Source organism: Rhodanobacter sp. Root561 (genome assembly GCF_001427365.1).
In the GTDB taxonomy this organism is placed as follows: domain Bacteria; phylum Pseudomonadota; class Gammaproteobacteria; order Xanthomonadales; family Rhodanobacteraceae; genus Rhodanobacter.
The window spans coordinates 266205-282495 of the sequence record NZ_LMGH01000016.1 but is presented as its reverse complement, the minus strand read 5'-3'; the positions used below and the strand labels follow the sequence as shown (position 1 = coordinate 282495).

The window sequence follows — 16291 nt, the reverse complement described above, 5'->3', positions numbered from 1 at the left end:
CAGCACCAAAGAAAAACCCCCACCGTTTCCGGTGAGGGTGTTTCAGGATAAAGCCCCTGGCGGTGACCTACTCTTGCATGGCAAAGCCACACTACCATCGGCGCATGCGCGTTTCACTTCTGAGTTCGGGATGGGATCAGGTGGGACCACGCCGCTATGGCCGCCAGGGAAGGGGTGGGAGCAGCGCTGTTGCGCCGGCTCCACATCTTCTTGAAAGGCCCGGTCAATACAGCTGACCAGACATTTCCGTGAGTGGAAACTCACGTTATAAATCGTAAACGAGTGACAAGCGTCGAGGTGAAATTCGAATCAGACAAGCTTCGGGGAACGAACGAAGCGTCTTGGGGTTATATGGTCAAGCCTCACGGCTCATTAGTATCAGTTAGCTCAATGCATTGCTGCACTTCCACACCTGACCTATCAACCACCTAGTCTTGATGGTGCCTTAAGGAGAGTCAAGCTCTCGGGAGATCTCATCTTGGGGCGTGCTTCCCGCTTAGATGCTTTCAGCGGTTATCACTTCCGTTCGTAGCTACCGGGCAATGCCATGGGCATGACAACCCGAACACCAGCGGAACGTCCACTCCGGTCCTCTCGTACTAGGAGCAGCCCCCCTCAAATCTCCAACGCCCACGACAGATAGGGACCGAACTGTCTCACGACGTTCTGAACCCAGCTCGCGTACCACTTTAAATGGCGAACAGCCATACCCTTGGGACCGGCTACAGCCCCAGGATGTGATGAGCCGACATCGAGGTGCCAAACACCGCCGTCGATATGAACTCTTGGGCGGTATCAGCCTGTTATCCCCGGAGTACCTTTTATCCGTTGAGCGATGGCCCTTCCATACAGAACCACCGGATCACTATGACCTACTTTCGTACCTGCTTGATCCGTCGATCTCGCAGTCAAGCACGCTTATGCCATTGCACACAGTGCGCGATGTCCGACCGCGCTGAGCGTACCTTCGTGCTCCTCCGTTACTCTTTGGGAGGAGACCGCCCCAGTCAAACTACCCACCATACACGGTCCCTGACCCGGATTACGGGCCGAGGTTAGAACGTCAAGCACTTCAGGGTGGTATTTCAAGGATGGCTCCATGCAAACTGGCGTCTGCACTTCAAAGCCTCCCACCTATCCTACACAGAAGAACTCAACGTTCAGTGTAAAGCTATAGTAAAGGTTCACGGGGTCTTTCCGTCTTGCCGCGGGAACGCTGCATCTTCACAGCGAATTCAATTTCACTGAGTCTCGGGTGGAGACAGCGCCGCTGTCGTTACGCCATTCGTGCAGGTCGGAACTTACCCGACAAGGAATTTCGCTACCTTAGGACCGTTATAGTTACGGCCGCCGTTTACTGGGGCTTCGATCAAGAGCTTCGCCTTGCGGCTGACCCCATCAATTAACCTTCCAGCACCGGGCAGGCGTCACACCCTATACGTCCACTTTCGTGTTTGCAGAGTGCTGTGTTTTTGATAAACAGTCGCAGCGGCCAGGTTACTGCGACCCTTCAACGCTCAGTCACGCATGTGACCACGTCGAAGGGCGCACCTTCTCCCGAAGTTACGGTGCCATTTTGCCTAGTTCCTTCACCCGAGTTCTCTCAAGCGCCTTGGGATTCTCACCCTGCCTACCAGTGTCGGTTTACGGTACGGTTTTTCTTAAGCTGAAGCTTAGTGGCTTTTCCTGGAAGCGTGGTATCAGTCACTTCGCCCAATAGGGCTCGTCTCGGTGCTCGGCATAAAGGGTCCCGGATTTGCCTAAGACCCATGCCTACCGCCTTTCCCCGGGACAACCAACGCCCGGTAGACCTAACCTTCTCCGTCCCCACATCGCACTTAAGAAAAGTGCAGGAATATTAACCTGCTTCCCATCGACTACGCATTTCTGCCTCGCCTTAGGGGCCGACTCACCCTGCGCCGATGAACGTTGCGCGAGGAAACCTTGGGCTTTCGGCGTGGGGGCTTTTCACCCCCATTATCGTTACTCATGTCAGCATTCGCACTTCCGATACCTCCAGCATGCTTTACAACACACCTTCACAGGCTTACGGAACGCTCCTCTACCGCGTACACATAAATGTGCACACCCCGAGCTTCGGTGCATGGCTTAGCCCCGTTAAATCTTCCGCGCAGACCGACTCGACCAGTGAGCTATTACGCTTTCTTTAAAGGATGGCTGCTTCTAAGCCAACCTCCTGGCTGTCTATGCCTTTCCACATCGTTTTCCACTTAGCCATGACTTTGGGACCTTAGCTGCGGGTCTGGGTTGTTTCCCTTTTCACGACGGACGTTAGCACCCGCCGTGTGTCTCCCGGATAGTCTGTCCTGGTATTCGGAGTTTGCCATGGTTTGGTAAGTCGCGATGACCCCCTAGCCATAACAGTGCTCTACCCCCAGGAAGATTCGTCCGAGGCGCTACCTAAATAGCTTTCGAGGAGAACCAGCTATCTCCGAGTTTGTTTAGCCTTTCACTCCTATCCTCAGCTCATCCCCATCTATTGCAACAGATGTGGGTTCGGTCCTCCAGTGCGTGTTACCGCACCTTCAACCTGGCCAAGGATAGATCACTCGGTTTCGGGTCTACTGCCTGAGACTATGCGCCCTATTCAGACTCGATTTCTCTTCGCCTCCCCTATACGGTTAAGCTTGCCACAGACAGTAAGTCGCTGACCCATTATACAAAAGGTACGCAGTCACCCTTGCGGGCTTCCACTGCTTGTACGTATACGGTTTCAGGGTCTATTTCACTCCCCTCTCCGGGGTTCTTTTCGCCTTTCCCTCACGGTACTAGTTCGCTATCGGTCAGTCAGTAGTATTTAGCCTTGGAGGATGGTCCCCCCATGTTCAGACAAGGTTTCACGTGCCCCGCCTTACTCAATTTCACACAAAATGCCTTTTCGTCGACTGGGCTATCACCATCTATGGCCGGGCTTTCCATCCCGTTTGACTAAAACATAATGTGCTTTTGGGCTAGTCCCCGTTCGCTCGTCGCTACTCAGGGAATCTCGGTTGATTTCTTTTCCTCCGGGTACTTAGATATTTCAGTTCCCCGGGTTCGCCCTGCATGGCTATGTATTCACCATGCAGTACTCCTTGCGGAGTGGGTTTCCCCATTCGGACATTGCCGGATCAAAGCTTGTTGCCAGCTCCCCGACACTTTTCGCAGGCTGCCACGTCCTTCATCGCCTCTGACTGCCAAGGCATCCACCGTATACGCTTAGTCGCTTGACCATATAACCCCAAGTCGCCTCGGGGCATGCACCCTCATCAGGTGCAGCCAAGTTACTTCGTTTTCGTGCCTTAACACTTGCCTCGGTTCGGTTTCGAACCAAGACGCTTGTCACTCGTTTACTTGTTTTCAAAGAACATCACGCCGGCCTCAATGCCGGATGATTTCAACAAATCTTGTGTGTGCTGATACTTCACGCGTCAGATCGAACCTTGGTGGAGCCTGTCGGGATCGAACCGACGACCCCCTGCTTGCAAAGCAGGTGCTCTCCCAGCTGAGCTAAGGCCCCAAGGAAACCTTGGCATAATGGTGGGTCTGGGTGGACTCGAACCACCGGCCTCACCCTTATCAGGGGTGCGCTCTAACCACCTGAGCTACAGACCCATGAAGGATGAACCCCAGAACCCGCGAGCCAAACTACCTGGACAAACCGCCTGGGCCCAGATTCGAAGCCGCTGTTGATGAAGAGTCCGTCCATGGATGGACGGTCTTGATCTACGCTCTTCGCGACAGGATGTCGCGTGAAGTACAGGTGTCTTGTGTGGACGTCTTGCGTGAAGACTCACGCCGTCTATTACTTGAAAGGAGGTGATCCAGCCGCACCTTCCGATACGGCTACCTTGTTACGACTTCACCCCAGTCATGGACCACTCCGTGGGCGTCGTCCTCCTTGCGGTTAGACTAACGCCTTCTGGAGCAACCCACTCCCATGGTGTGACGGGCGGTGTGTACAAGGCCCGGGAACGTATTCACCGCGGCATAGCTGATCCGCGATTACTAGCGATTCCGACTTCACGGAGTCGAGTTGCAGACTCCGATCCGGACTGGGATCGGCTTTCTGGGATTGGCTCCACCTCGCGGTATTGCAACCCTCTGTACCGACCATTGTAGTACGTGTGTAGCCCTGGCCGTAAGGGCCATGATGACTTGACGTCATCCCCACCTTCCTCCGGTTTGTCACCGGCAGTCTCCTTAGAGTTCCCGACATTACTCGCTGGCAACTAAGGACAAGGGTTGCGCTCGTTGCGGGACTTAACCCAACATCTCACGACACGAGCTGACGACAGCCATGCAGCACCTGTGTTCCGATTCCCGAAGGCACTCCTCGATCTCTCAAGGATTCCGGACATGTCAAGGCCAGGTAAGGTTCTTCGCGTTGCATCGAATTAAACCACATACTCCACCGCTTGTGCGGGCCCCCGTCAATTCCTTTGAGTTTCAGTCTTGCGACCGTACTCCCCAGGCGGCGAACTTAACGCGTTAGCTTCGACACTGATCTCCGAGTTGAGACCAACATCCAGTTCGCATCGTTTAGGGCGTGGACTACCAGGGTATCTAATCCTGTTTGCTCCCCACGCTTTCGTGCTTCAGCGTCAGTGTTGTCCCAGATGGCCGCCTTCGCCACTGATGTTCCTCCCGATCTCTACGCATTTCACCGCTACACCGGGAATTCCACCATCCTCTGACACACTCTAGCTCGCCAGTATCCATCGCCATTCCCAGGTTGAGCCCGGGGATTTCACGACAGACTTAACGAACCGCCTACGCACCCTTTACGCCCAGTAATTCCGATTAACGCTTGCACCCTTCGTATTACCGCGGCTGCTGGCACGAAGTTAGCCGGTGCTTATTCCTCAGGTACCGTCAGCCCCATAGGGTATTAACCCGTGGTATTTCGTTCCTGATAAAAGTGCTTTACAACCCGAGGGCCTTCTTCACACACGCGGCATTGCTGGATCAGGCTTGCGCCCATTGTCCAATATTCCCCACTGCTGCCTCCCGTAGGAGTCTGGGCCGTGTCTCAGTCCCAGTGTGGCTGATCATCCTCTCAGACCAGCTAGCGATCGTCGCCTTGGTAGGCCATTACCCTACCAACTAGCTAATCGCACATCGGTCCGTCCAACCGCGCAAGGCCCGAAGGTCCCCTGCTTTCTCCCGTAGGACGTATGCGGTATTAGCGTAAGTTTCCCTACGTTATCCCCCACGTCTGGGTAGGTCCCGATGCATTACTCACCCGTCCGCCACTCGCCACCCACAGAGCAAGCTCTGCTGTGCTGCCGTTCGACTTGCATGTGTTAGGCATGCCGCCAGCGTTCAATCTGAGCCAGGATCAAACTCTTCACTTAAGTTTTCGACCATGTCATCACCTTGCAGCGATGGATGATCTATCTTTCTGAAGCGTTGTTCCCAACCAATCAAAACTCATTACTGACTTTTTACTTGGTGGGACGCTTGCATTGCTTGGACAGGTCGTGACCCATTCAACACAAGACGTCCACACAATTCACCTGCGCACACTGTCAAAGATCGTTCGCTTGCATCCCGTTTCCGGTTTGCGCCCCAAGACGTTTCGTCCTAGGTGAGCCGCCCATTCTACATCGCTTTTCCTCTCCGTCAACACCCTCGTGAAAGCTTTTTTCGAGNGTTTCCGGTTTGCGCCCCAAGACGTTTCGTCCTAGGTGAGCCGCCCATTCTACATCGCTTTTCCTCTCCGTCAACACCCTCGTGAAAGCTTTTTTCGAGATTGTTTGAAGCAGGAACCTTCGCAGCAGGACGTCTCGTCGAAGGGGCGAGAATCATAGCGCCCGGCAACCGATCTTGGAAGGGGGTCGCGCAACTTTTTCGCTACTTCATTTCCTCATGGCGGGCTTTCCATGCCGCACTACACTGGCCTGCAACCTTCCACACCGGATGAGTACGTGATGAAACGATGGCTGACCACGATCCCGTTCCTGCTGGCTGCCTGCTCCTGCATCGCGAGGACACATGAAGCCGCGGCCACGGTTGAACTGGACGGCCATCGGTTCTCGGTTGAACTGGCCACGGACGATGCCAGTCGCCAGCGTGGCCTGATGATGCGCACCACGCTGGCGGCCGATCACGGCATGCTGTTTGCGTTTCCAGCGATCGGCCCGCAGGCCTTCTGGATGAAGAACACGCTCATTCCGCTGGACATCCTGTACTTCGACGAGCAAAAGCGGCTGGTTTCGGTGCAGCAGGATGTACCACCCTGCAAGGCCGATCCCTGCCCGATCTATCCGAGCGCCGCGCCGGCAATCTATGTGCTGGAACTGCCGGCAGGCACCTCGCAGCGAATGGGCTTCAAGGCGGGCGACGTGCTGAAGATCGACGGCGAGCTCGGTGCGGTGCGCTGAACCGCAGCACGGGGCGTGTCGAGCATGCCGATGCGATAGGGAACCAGATCTTCGGGACGCAGGTTCTCCAGTGCGTCCCAGTCGTCTTCAAAGGGAATGAACTGCTGCATGAGATGTTCCCGCATGGCGCGCCGCGGACCGGGCGCAGGAACATCAGAGCAGGCGGCCCGGCCAGTGCGCTGACGGAATCGGGCCGTTTGCTGGCGGGAATCGGCGCTCAGTCGAGCTCGATCATCTCGAAGTCGTCCTTGGTGGTGCCGCAATCCGGACACGTCCAGGTATCGGGCACGTCTTCCCAACGGGTGCCGGCAGGAATGCCCTCATCGGGCACGCCGATGGCTTCGTCGTAAATGTAACCACACACAACACACATCCATTTGCGGACGGCGGTCTCGCTGGAACTCTGGCTCATGATCGGATTTCTTCGAATCGCAGGATAATTGCCCATTCTCGCAACTCGACCGCGAATACGAAAGCGCGGGTCGGACGCACCCACCTGACTTGCCGACATGAGGTCACCACTTGAATACACGCGGAATGCCGACCCGGCGCGGACTGTATGCCATCACGAACGGGCCACGGGCAGACTTGCTCGAAGCCACCGCGCTGGCGCTGGAAGGTGGCGCCCGGATGCTGCAATACCGGGATCTCGGCCGTGATGCGCAACGTCGCCATGCCGAGGCCAGCGCGCTTGCGGCGCTTTGTCGGGCGCACCATGTTCCGCTGATCATCGACCACGACATCGCCCTGGCCATGGAAGTCGGTGCAGACGGCGTGCACCTCGGTCGCGACGACGACGATCCGGCGACGGTACGCGAGGCCCTGGGGCCGCAGGCGATCATCGGTGTCTCCTGCTACGACTCGCTGCCGCGGGCGGAAGCAGCGGCCCGCGCCGGCGCAAGCTACGTCTCGTTCGGTGCGTTCTTTCCGTCGTCGACCAAGCCGTCGGCGTCACTGGCGCCAATCGACCTGCTGAGGCAAAGCGCCGCGCTGGGCATAGCGCGGGTGGCGATCGGTGGCATCACGCCGGACAATGGGCGGCCACTGGTTGAAGCGGGTGCGGACTACCTGGCCGCCGTGGCGTCGGTGCTTGCCGCCACCGACGTTCGCGCCGCCGCACGACGCTTCGACGACCTGTACTCCTCCGATCGGGAATCCGCATGACGACCAACCACGAACTCTTCCAGCGCGCCCGGCAATTGATGCCCGGCGGCGTGAACTCGCCCGTGCGCGCATTCAAATCCGTGGGCGGCGAGCCGTTCTTCACGGAGCGTGCGGATGGCGCGTACCTGTGGGATGTCGAGGGCCATCGCTACATCGACTACGTGGGTTCCTGGGGCCCGATGATCGTCGGCCACAACCATCCGGCGGTGCGCGAGTCGGTGGAACGGGCGATCCGGCACGGCCTGTCGTTCGGCACGCCATGCCCGGCCGAAGTCGTGATGGCCGAAACGATCACGCGCCTGATCCCTTCCATCGACATGGTGCGCATGGTCAACTCCGGCACCGAGGCGACCATGTCGGCGATCCGCCTCGCCCGCGGCGCCACCGGCCGCAGCAAGATCGTGAAGTTCGAAGGCTGCTACCACGGCCATGGCGACAGTTTCCTGGTCAAGGCCGGTTCCGGTGCGCTGACCTTCGGCGTGCCGACCTCGCCGGGCGTGCCCAAGGCCAATGCCGACCTCACGCTGACCCTCCCCTACAACGATCTGGATGCGGCCAGGGCGCTGTTCGCCGAGCAGGGACACGAGATCGCGGGCCTGATCATCGAGCCCGTCGCAGGCAACATGAACTGCATCGCCCCGCTCGACGGCTACCTGCAGGGTCTGCGCGAGCTGTGCACGCAATCCGGTGCGCTGCTGATCTTCGACGAGGTGATGACCGGTTTCCGCGTGGCGCTCGGCGGCGCGCAGGCGCATTACGGCGTGACGCCCGACCTGACCACCTTCGGCAAGATCATCGGCGGCGGCATGCCGGTGGGCGCCTATGGCGGCAAGCGCGAACTGATGGAGCAGATCGCACCGGCCGGGCCGATCTACCAGGCTGGAACGCTGAGCGGAAATCCCGTGGCGATGGCTGCGGGTCTGGCCATGCTGGAGCTGATCCAGGCGCCCGGCTTCCATGACAGGCTGGCCGCACGCACGCGCCTGCTGACCGACGGCTTCCAGTCGGTCGCCGATGGCGAAGGCGTGGCCTTCAGCACCAATCGCGTCGGCGGCATGTTCGGCCTGTTCTTCACCGCGGAGAAAGTGACGACTTACGAGCAGGCCACCGCAGCGGACAGCGCCCTGTTCAACCGCTTCTTCCACGGCATGCTGAAGCGTGGCGTGTACCTCGCCCCTTCCGCGTTCGAGGCCGGCTTCATGTCCAGCGCGCACAGCGACCAGGACATCGCCGACACGCTGGAAGCCGCCCGCGGCGCCCTGCGCGAGGCGAAGGGCTGATTCACCAGCTGCCGGTATTCGGCATCGACGCCCACGGCTCACGCGGCGGCAACTGGCCTTCCTGCAGCAGCTCGACCGAGATCAGGTCGGGCGAACGCACGAAGGCCATGTGGCCGTCGCGCGGCGGGCGATGGATGGTGTAGCCCATGTCCTGCAGGCGCTGGCAGGTGGCGTAGATGTCATCGACGCGAAACGCGAGATGGCCGAAGTTGCGCGCCGAACCGTAGTCTTCCTGCGAACCCCAGTTGTGGGTCAGCTCGATCTCGGCCTCCGGGCTCTCCGCCGCGGACAGGAACACCAGGGTGAACTTGCCCTCGGGCACTTCCTTGCGGCGCACTTCGCGCAGCCCCAGCCCCTCGCAGTAGAAACGCAGCGACGCATCGAGGTCGCGCACGCGCACCATGCTGTGCAGATATTTCATTGCCGGCTCCGGATGTTCAGGTGTTTCAGCTTGCCGCGAAATCGCTCAAGGCCGCGTGCAGACGGGCCAGGCCATCGGCCAGTTCCTCGTCGGCAATCGTCAGCGGTGGCACGAAGCGCAGCACGTCGGCCCCGGCCTGCAACAGCAGCAGGCCATGCGCCGCGGCATGATCGAGGATCGCCGCCGCCTTGCCCCGATGCGCCTCGGCCAGCACTGCACCGATCATCAGGCCGCGTCCGCGCACTTCGTCGAACAGGTTCAACTCGTGATTGATCCGGGCGAGGCCGGCGCGCAGGTCGTTCGCCTGCCGCTCCACATTGGCCAGCACCGCGGGCGAACCCAGCTTGGCCAGCGCGACGCGGGCGACCGCCGCCGCCATCGGGTTGCCGCCGAAGGTGGTGCCGTGCGCGCCGTACTGCATCACCTCGGCCACCCTCGGGCCGGCCAGCATCGCGCCGATCGGAAATCCGCTGCCCAGCGCCTTGGCCAGGGTCACGATGTCTGGCGTGACGCCGTCATGGGAATGGGCGAAGAGTGAGCCGGTGCGGCCCATGCCGCACTGGATCTCGTCCAGCACCAGCAAGGCGTCGTGCGCATCGCACAGCTCGCGGACGCGCTGCAGGAAGCCGGGCGCCGCAGGCAGCACGCCACCTTCGCCCTGGATCGGCTCCAGCATCACCGCCGCGATGTGGTGGTCGGCGAAGGCTGCCTCCAGCGCATCGACGTCGTTGAACGCGGCGTGCACGAAGCCCGCCGGCAGGGGTTCGTAGCCCTCCTGGTATTTCGGTTGCGCGGTGGCGGTGACGGTAGCCAGCGTGCGTCCGTGGAACGAGCCGAAGAACGTGAGGATGTTCCGCCGCTCCGGCGCGCGCCCGTTCGCTGCGGCCCACTTGCGCACCAGCTTGATCGCCGCCTCGTTCGCTTCCGCACCCGAATTGCACAGGAACACCCGCTCGGCGAAGCCGGAGGCTTCCACCAGTTCCGCGGCCAGGCGCAGCGGCGGTTCGGTGTAAAACACGTTGCTGCTGTGCCACAGCTTGTGCGCCTGCGCGGTCAACGCGGCCAGCAGGTCAGGGTCCTGATGACCGAGCGCATTCACCGCGATGCCGGCGCCGAAGTCCACGTAGTCGCGGCCCTCCGTATCCCACACCCGCGCCCCCTTGCCGTGATCGAGCACCAGTTCGCGCGGCTTGTAGACCGGCAGCCAGTAACGCTTGCCCAGTTCGATCAGGTCGGTGGCTTGTTCGTGCATGTCGTTCTCGAAAAAGTTGATGTCGGTGCGAACCGGGTGAAAAACGCGACGTGCCATCGTGGAGCCTGGCCGCGATCGGCGCCGCGGCGGGGCAGCCGACGCAGCGCGCCACGGGTTCAGTCCAGGAACAGGTCCGGCAGCAGGGGCGCCCCGGGCTGCACGGCGTAACCGGACAGATCGCTGATCCCGGCCTCGCGCAGGACATCCTCGTCGATCGCGAAATGGCCGGTGTATTCGGTCGAGCGCCGGGTCAGCATGGCGTGGGCGGCATCGGCGACGATCTCGGGCTTGCGGCAATGCTCGACCTTCACGCCATCGATCATGCCGATCGCCGCGGTGGCGATCACCGTGCGCGGCCACAGCGCGTTCACCGCAATGCCCATCGGGGCGAACTCCGGACTCATGCCCAGCACGCACAGGCTCATGCCGTACTTGGCGATGGTGTAGGCGGTATGCGGCGCAAACCATTTCGGATCGAGGTTCGGCGGCGGCGACAGCATCAGCACGTGCGGATTGGCCGCCTGTTTCAGGTACGGCAGGCAACTGCGGGTCACCAGGAAGGTGCCGCGGGTATTCACCTGCTGCATCAGGTCGAAGCGCTTCATCGGCGTCTCGGCGGTGCCGGCCAGCCAGATCGCGCTGGCGTTGTTCACCACGATGTCGATGCCGCCGAAATGTTCGGCGGCCCGGGCGGCGGCCGCGACCACCTGCTCTTCCTCGCGGATGTCCACCTGCAAGGCCAGCGCCTTGCCACCGGCCGCCTCGATCTCCGCGGCCGCGGTGTGGATGGTGCCCGGCAGTTTCGGGTTGGCCACGTTGCTCTTCGCCGCGATCACGATGTTGGCGCCGTCGCGTGCAGCGCGCAGCGCGATCGCCAGACCGATGCCCCGCGACGCGCCGCTGATGAACAAGGTCTTGCCGGCCAGCGTATCCATGATGTGTCGAATCCTCGAAAGGGAAAGTGCAGGCAGGCAGTCTAGCGGGTGACGACTATGCCTTCTGGAAACGCGGCAGGATGTCGCGCAATTCGGCCAGGCGCAGCAAGGGGTCGGTCAGCTCCAGCATGCATTGCTGCTCGGCGACATCCAGCGGCAGCAGTTCGGCCAGGCGCAGGCCGAGCCAGCTGGCGTCCTCGTAGGCGCCGCGTGGCGCATCGCGCCAGTGAGGTGCCATGGTTTCGATCAGGCGCTCCAGGATGCTCTGCAACAGAGCGAACTCCACCGGCACTTCCACGGTCGGTTCGTCCGGCCAGATTTCCACTTCGCCGCGCAGCAGGCCGTCCGATCTTGCCCGACTTCGCGCCACCCGAAAGCGCCGGCCGCCGGTGGCCATGATGCCGAGGAGGCCGCTTTCATCGGTGTTGAAGTCATGGATGTGCGCCATCGTGCCGATCGCCGCAGGCACCGCCGGCGCGCCGGTTTCCTGTCCCTGCAGGATCAGGCAGACGCCAAAGCCGGTGCCGTAACGCGTGCACTCGCGCACCAGATCGATGTAGCGCGGCTCGAAGATGCGCAATTGCAGCTTGCCGGCCGGAAACAGCACGGCAGGCAGCGGGAACAGCGGCATCTCGATCAGCGGCGACTGGGACTGGGCAACCATGTCCGGAGTGTAACGACAGCGATGGGCAGGGTCACCGCCGGCCGCTCAGGCCTGGCGCAGGCTTTCCACGAAGCGACGCGGTGCCGCCTCGAAGCCGCCGTTGGACATGAACACGACCTGGTCGCCCGGTCGGGTCTGCCCGCGCAGATGGGCGATCAGTGCATCGACCGTCGCGACCGTGGCGCCGCGACCGTCCAGCGCGTCGGTCACCCGGTGCGCATCCCAGGGCAATTCCGGACGCTGCAGAAAGACCACGGCGTCGGCGTCGGCAAGCGACGGCGCCAGCGCCTCGGCATGCGCGCCCTGGCGCATCGAATTGGAGCGCGGCTCCAGCGCCACCAGGATGCGCGCCGTTCCCACGCTGGCGCGCAGGCCGGCCAGGGTGGTGGCGATCGCGGTGGGATGATGGGCGAAGTCGTCGTAGACGCGTACGCCGTCCACCTCGCCGACCAGTTCCATCCGGCGCTTGACGCTCTCGAAGCTGGCGAAGGCGGACAACAGCGCTTGCGGATCGGCACCGGCGGCAGCCGCCGCGGCCAGCGCCGCCAGCGCGTTCATCACGCTGTGATGGCCGAGCAGGGTCCAGCGTATTTCGCCCAGCCGCACGCCACGATGATGCACGGCAAAGGCCGAGCCATCCGCCTCGATCAGGCTGGCCTGCCAGTCGCCGCGGCCGATGCCGAAGGTTTCCACCGGCGTCCAGCAACCCATCGCCAGCACTTCGGCCAAGCGCTCGTCGTGCGCGTTGACGATCAGCCGGCCGTTGCCGGGCACCGTGCGCACCAGATGATGAAACTGGCGCTGGATCGCGGCCACGTCGGGAAAGATGTCCGCATGGTCGTATTCGAGGTTGTTGAGGATGGCGATGCGCGGACGGTAGTGCACGAACTTCGAGCGCTTGTCGAAGAACGCGGTGTCGTATTCGTCCGCTTCAATCACGAAAGGCGCCGCCGCAGGCGGCACAACACTCCCTTCTCCCCTCGGGAGAAGGTGGCGCGCAGCGCCGGATGAGGGTTCGGGGCCCGCGCAGACCTGCTTGCCTCCAAGCCGTGCCGACACCCCGAAATTCCCCGGCACTCCGCCGATCAGGAAGCCCGGTGCCAGCCCCGCGCTCTCGAGCAGATGCGCCAGCAGGCTGGTGGTGGTGGTCTTGCCGTGGGTGCCGGCCACCGCCAACACGTCACGCCGGGCCAGCACCGTCTCGCCCAGCCACTGCGGGCCGGAGATGTAGTTCAAACGCGCGTCGAGCATGTACTCGACGGCGGGATTGCCGCGGACCATCGCATTGCCGACCACCACCAGATCCGGCGCCGGCTGCAGGTGCTGCGCGACGTAGCCGCTCATCAGGCCGATACCCAGCGCTTCCAGCTGGGTGCTCATCGGCGGATACACGTTGGCGTCGGAACCTTCGACCGTGTGGCCGAGCTCACGCGCGAGCGCGGCGACGCCACCCATGAAGGTGCCGCAGATACCGAGGATGTGCAGGCGCATGCCGAACGACTCCGTGAAATCCGCTCCGCCGGAGCGGGAAGTGCTCAGCCGTTCGCGGCAGCGGGCTCGCGGTGCAGGGCCTGTTCGACCCGCGCGGTGACTTCGCCGAGCTCGCCGACGCCATCGACCACCTGCAGCTTGCCGCGGCTGGCGTAGAAATCGGCGACCGGCGCGGTCTGCTCGGCATACACGCCCAGGCGCTTGCGCACGGTGTCGGGATTGTCGTCGGCGCGGGCTTCGGCCTTGAAGCGGATTTCGCAGCGACCGATGATCGCGTCGTTCGGCACGTCCAGCTTGATCACCGCATCCAGCGGCTGGCCGAGCTTGGCCAACAGGTGGTCGAGTGCATCGGCCTGGGCCAGGTTGCGCGGATAGCCGTCGAGGATGAAACCGGCTTTCGCGTCAGGCTGGGCCAGGCGCTCTTCCAGCATGCCGAGCAGGATGTCGTCGGAGACCAGCTGGCCGGCATCCATCACCGCCTTGGCCTTGAGTCCCATCGCGGTACCCGCGGCCACCGCGGCGCGCAGCATGTCGCCGGTCGAGATATGCGGTACGCCCAGCGCCGTCTTCAATCGGGCTGCCTGCGTACCTTTGCCCGAGCCGGGCGCACCAAGTAGGACGAGTCGCATAATGCTCCACAAGTTCGACGTACTGCCGCACACTGCAACAGTCCGTCCGATATCCCGGATATTGTGCGCCAAATTAGCCGCTGCACCCCAAGTCGTCAAACGGCGGCAACCCCCAGGCACGCGCAAGTATCTGTCGCCAAAACCTTTGTTGCCGACCATGCGCAACACTTCATCGCCCGTATCGAGGAACCCATGAGCCCGAGTCGCCGTTCGCCCGTCCCTGCCGGAAACATCCTGTATGCCCAGTCCGGCGGCGTCACCGCCGTCATCAACGCCACTGCGGCGGGGGTGATCGAAGCGGCCCGCGGCAAGGGATTGAAGGTGTACGCCGCCCGCAACGGCATCCTTGGCGCGCTGCGCGAGGAGCTGATCGACACCTCGAAGGAGTCAGCCAGCGCGATTGCCATGCTGCGCCACACGCCCGGCGGCGCGTTCGGTTCGTGCCGCTACAAGCTGAAATCGCTGGAGGACAACCGCAGCGAATACGAGCGGCTGATCGAGGTGTTCCGGGCGCACGACATTCGCTGGTTCCTCTACAACGGCGGCAACGACTCGGCCGACACCGCGCTGAAGATCTCGCAGCTGGGCAAGGCCATGAAGTACGACATCCGCTGCATCGGCGTGCCGAAGACGGTGGACAACGACCTGGCCGTCACCGATTGCTGTCCCGGTTTCGGCTCGGTGGCGAAGTACACCGCCATCTCCACCCTGGAAGCCAGCCTCGACGTGGCCTCGATGGCCGAGACCTCGACCAAGGTGTTCATCCTCGAAGTGATGGGCCGCCACGCCGGCTGGATCGCTGCCGCCGCGGGCCTGGCCGGCGAGGGCGCCGATGCGCCGCCGCACATCATCCTGTTCCCCGAGAACGCCTTCGACGAGGCGGCCTTCCTGGCCAAGGTGAAGGCCACCGTCGAGCGCGTGGGCTGGTGCACCGTGGTCGCCTCCGAAGGCGTGCGCAACGCGGCCGGCCAGTTCCTCGCCGAAGCGGGCACGCGCGATGCGTTCGGCCATGCGCAACTGGGCGGCGTGGCGCCGGTGCTGGCCGCGCTAGTGAAGGAAAAGCTCGGTTACAAATACCACTGGGCGCTGCCCGACTACCTGCAACGCTCGGCGCGCCACGCCGCGTCGAAGGTCGATGCCGAACAGGCGCATGCCGTGGGCCGGGCCGCCGTGGAATACGCGCTGGCCGGGATGAACGCGGTGATGCCGGTGATCGTGCGCACGTCCGATGCGCCTTACCGCTGGAAGATCGAACCGGCGCCGCTGGCGAAGATCGCCAACCGCGAGAAGAAGATGCCGAAGGGTTTCATCAGCCGCGACGGCTTCGGCATCACCGCCGCCGCGCGGCGCTATCTGGCGCCGCTGATCCGGGGCGAGGCGCCCTTGCCCTACGGCAGGGACGGCCTGCCGCGCTACGTGGGCCTGAAGAACGCCGCGGTGCCACGCAAGCTGGCCCCGTTCCAGCGCTGAGTCGGGCGGAGTCTGTGACCGTGTTCGCGATGCTGAGCGCCACCTGAAACCGCCCTGCCGGAATCGGCTGGCGTTCAGCCGCAGCTTCCTACGATCCACCCTGCCCCGGTCGAACGCCGCATTGTCGCGGCCATTGCCGAGGGGAGGAGACCCGAAGATGAAAATCATCGCCCGCCTGCTTGTCGCCGTCGCCCTGCTCAGCGCCGGCAGTTTCGCCGTGGCCGCCCCCGGTCCCGGTGACCATGGCCGTCATGGCCACGATCGCGGCAATGATCGTCATCACGACAGTCGGCGTCATGACGAGCGGCGCTACGACCATCGGCGCTACGACAGCCGCCGCGACTACCGTCGCCACGATGATCGACGCTACGTCAATCGCGCCTACGTCGGCCCGCGCTACTACGGCCATCCGCATCGCTGGGAGCGCGGCCATCGTTACTACGGCCCGACTTATGTCGTGCGCGACTACGGCCACTACCACCTGCGCCACCCGCCACGTGGCTACCACTGGGTGCGCGCGGACAATGATTACCTGCTGGTCGCCATCGCCACCGGCGTCATCCTGGACTTGGCGCTGCGCTAAGTCCGCCGCCTGCTGA

The 16291-nt window shown here is 62.5% G+C and carries 12 protein-coding genes, 2 tRNA genes and 3 rRNA genes; 5 read left to right on the top strand and 12 right to left on the bottom strand.

Features of this window, described 5'->3' with window-relative positions:
- Positions 1 to 54: 54 nt before the first annotated feature.
- The 5 genes from rrf to ASD55_RS17650 all read right to left on the bottom strand — a co-directional run bounded on the left by rrf (position 55) and on the right by ASD55_RS17650 (position 5357).
- A 5S ribosomal RNA gene (gene rrf, locus ASD55_RS17670) occupies positions 55 to 168 on the bottom strand.
- Between the two features lie 183 nt (positions 169 to 351).
- Positions 352 to 3233 (bottom strand): 23S ribosomal RNA (locus ASD55_RS17665).
- A gap of 211 nt (positions 3234 to 3444) precedes the next feature.
- Positions 3445 to 3520: transfer RNA gene (locus tag ASD55_RS17660), tRNA-Ala, on the bottom strand.
- 18 nt (positions 3521 to 3538) lie between these two features.
- A tRNA-Ile gene (locus ASD55_RS17655) sits at positions 3539 to 3615 on the bottom strand.
- A 197-nt stretch (positions 3616 to 3812) separates the two neighbouring features.
- Positions 3813 to 5357: ribosomal RNA gene (locus ASD55_RS17650) — 16S ribosomal RNA — on the bottom strand.
- The 16S, 23S and 5S rRNA genes sit together here with 2 tRNA genes alongside, the layout of an rRNA operon.
- Positions 5358 to 5933: 576 nt before the next feature.
- On the opposite strand from ASD55_RS17650, the gene ASD55_RS17645 reads away from it, so the two are divergent.
- Positions 5934 to 6386 carry a DUF192 domain-containing protein gene (locus tag ASD55_RS17645; protein ID WP_056768324.1) on the top strand — a complete coding sequence of 151 codons (453 nt, stop codon included), beginning with the start codon at positions 5934 to 5936 and terminating at the stop codon, positions 6384 to 6386.
- Positions 6387 to 6603: 217 nt separating this feature from the next.
- Here the strand turns inward: ASD55_RS17645 and ASD55_RS17640 are convergent, their stop codons facing one another.
- Positions 6604 to 6798 (bottom strand): rubredoxin, encoded by a 195-nt coding sequence (locus tag ASD55_RS17640; RefSeq protein ID WP_040672978.1) that lies wholly within the window; start codon positions 6796 to 6798, stop codon positions 6604 to 6606.
- 125 nt (positions 6799 to 6923) lie between these two features.
- Here ASD55_RS17640 and thiE point away from each other — a divergent pair, with 125 nt between their 5' ends.
- Together thiE and hemL are read left to right on the top strand one after the other, a co-directional pair.
- Positions 6924 to 7550 (top strand): thiamine phosphate synthase, encoded by a 627-nt coding sequence (gene thiE / locus ASD55_RS17635; protein WP_056768321.1) that lies wholly within the window; start codon positions 6924 to 6926, stop codon positions 7548 to 7550.
- The gene (hemL, locus tag ASD55_RS17630) at positions 7547 to 8830 is read left to right on the top strand and encodes a glutamate-1-semialdehyde 2,1-aminomutase (RefSeq protein ID WP_056768318.1); all 1284 of its coding nucleotides are present in this window, start codon (positions 7547 to 7549) and stop codon (positions 8828 to 8830) included. The genes thiE and hemL overlap by 4 nt, the downstream gene beginning before the upstream one ends.
- Position 8831: 1 nt before the next feature.
- On the opposite strand, the gene ASD55_RS17625 is transcribed toward hemL, so the two are convergent.
- The 6 genes from ASD55_RS17625 to ASD55_RS17600 all read right to left on the bottom strand — a co-directional run bounded on the left by ASD55_RS17625 (position 8832) and on the right by ASD55_RS17600 (position 14222).
- Entirely contained in the window at positions 8832 to 9251 is a 420-nt protein-coding gene (locus ASD55_RS17625; protein WP_007806537.1) for a lactoylglutathione lyase, read from the bottom strand.
- Between the two features lie 25 nt (positions 9252 to 9276).
- Entirely contained in the window at positions 9277 to 10503 is a 1227-nt protein-coding gene (locus tag ASD55_RS17620) for an acetylornithine/succinyldiaminopimelate transaminase (protein ID WP_056768380.1), read from the bottom strand.
- 116 nt (positions 10504 to 10619) lie between these two features.
- Positions 10620 to 11438 carry an NAD(P)-dependent oxidoreductase gene (locus ASD55_RS17615; protein WP_007806540.1) on the bottom strand — a complete coding sequence of 273 codons (819 nt, stop codon included), beginning with the start codon at positions 11436 to 11438 and terminating at the stop codon, positions 10620 to 10622.
- A 55-nt stretch (positions 11439 to 11493) separates the two neighbouring features.
- The gene (locus ASD55_RS17610; protein WP_056768311.1) at positions 11494 to 12102 is read right to left on the bottom strand and encodes an LON peptidase substrate-binding domain-containing protein; all 609 of its coding nucleotides are present in this window, start codon (positions 12100 to 12102) and stop codon (positions 11494 to 11496) included.
- Positions 12103 to 12147: 45 nt separating this feature from the next.
- Positions 12148 to 13593 carry a UDP-N-acetylmuramate:L-alanyl-gamma-D-glutamyl-meso-diaminopimelate ligase gene (gene mpl, locus ASD55_RS17605; protein WP_056768309.1) on the bottom strand — a complete coding sequence of 482 codons (1446 nt, stop codon included), beginning with the start codon at positions 13591 to 13593 and terminating at the stop codon, positions 12148 to 12150.
- 44 nt (positions 13594 to 13637) lie between these two features.
- Positions 13638 to 14222: an adenylate kinase gene (locus tag ASD55_RS17600; protein WP_056718060.1), complete on the bottom strand. Its 585-nt coding sequence runs from the start codon at positions 14220 to 14222 to the stop codon at positions 13638 to 13640.
- A 192-nt stretch (positions 14223 to 14414) separates the two neighbouring features.
- Here ASD55_RS17600 and ASD55_RS17595 point away from each other — a divergent pair, with 192 nt between their 5' ends.
- Both ASD55_RS17595 and ASD55_RS17590 read left to right on the top strand, forming a co-directional pair.
- Positions 14415 to 15692, top strand: a complete 1278-nt coding sequence (locus tag ASD55_RS17595; protein WP_056768307.1) for a 6-phosphofructokinase — start codon at positions 14415 to 14417, stop codon at positions 15690 to 15692.
- Positions 15693 to 15849: 157 nt separating this feature from the next.
- Complete coding sequence (locus ASD55_RS17590; RefSeq protein WP_056768305.1) at positions 15850 to 16275, top strand: RcnB family protein; 426 nt, start codon at positions 15850 to 15852, stop codon at positions 16273 to 16275.
- Positions 16276 to 16291: the final 16 nt, after the last annotated feature.

Coding starts and splice junctions, on each gene's coding strand:
- ASD55_RS17620 (WP_056768380.1), bottom strand. CDS start 10,503: ATGCACGAACAAGCCACCGACCTGATCGAACTGGGCAAGCGTTACTGG.
- ASD55_RS17645 (WP_056768324.1), top strand. CDS start 5,934: ATGAAACGATGGCTGACCACGATCCCGTTCCTGCTGGCTGCCTGCTCC.
- ASD55_RS17600 (WP_056718060.1), bottom strand. CDS start 14,222: ATGCGACTCGTCCTACTTGGTGCGCCCGGCTCGGGCAAAGGTACGCAG.
- ASD55_RS17615 (WP_007806540.1), bottom strand. CDS start 11,438: ATGGATACGCTGGCCGGCAAGACCTTGTTCATCAGCGGCGCGTCGCGG.
- ASD55_RS17610 (WP_056768311.1), bottom strand. CDS start 12,102: ATGGTTGCCCAGTCCCAGTCGCCGCTGATCGAGATGCCGCTGTTCCCG.
- hemL (WP_056768318.1), top strand. CDS start 7,547: ATGACGACCAACCACGAACTCTTCCAGCGCGCCCGGCAATTGATGCCC.
- ASD55_RS17590 (WP_056768305.1), top strand. CDS start 15,850: ATGAAAATCATCGCCCGCCTGCTTGTCGCCGTCGCCCTGCTCAGCGCC.
- ASD55_RS17640 (WP_040672978.1), bottom strand. CDS start 6,798: ATGAGCCAGAGTTCCAGCGAGACCGCCGTCCGCAAATGGATGTGTGTT.
- ASD55_RS17595 (WP_056768307.1), top strand. CDS start 14,415: ATGAGCCCGAGTCGCCGTTCGCCCGTCCCTGCCGGAAACATCCTGTAT.
- mpl (WP_056768309.1), bottom strand. CDS start 13,593: ATGCGCCTGCACATCCTCGGTATCTGCGGCACCTTCATGGGTGGCGTC.
- thiE (WP_056768321.1), top strand. CDS start 6,924: ATGCCGACCCGGCGCGGACTGTATGCCATCACGAACGGGCCACGGGCA.
- ASD55_RS17625 (WP_007806537.1), bottom strand. CDS start 9,251: ATGAAATATCTGCACAGCATGGTGCGCGTGCGCGACCTCGATGCGTCG.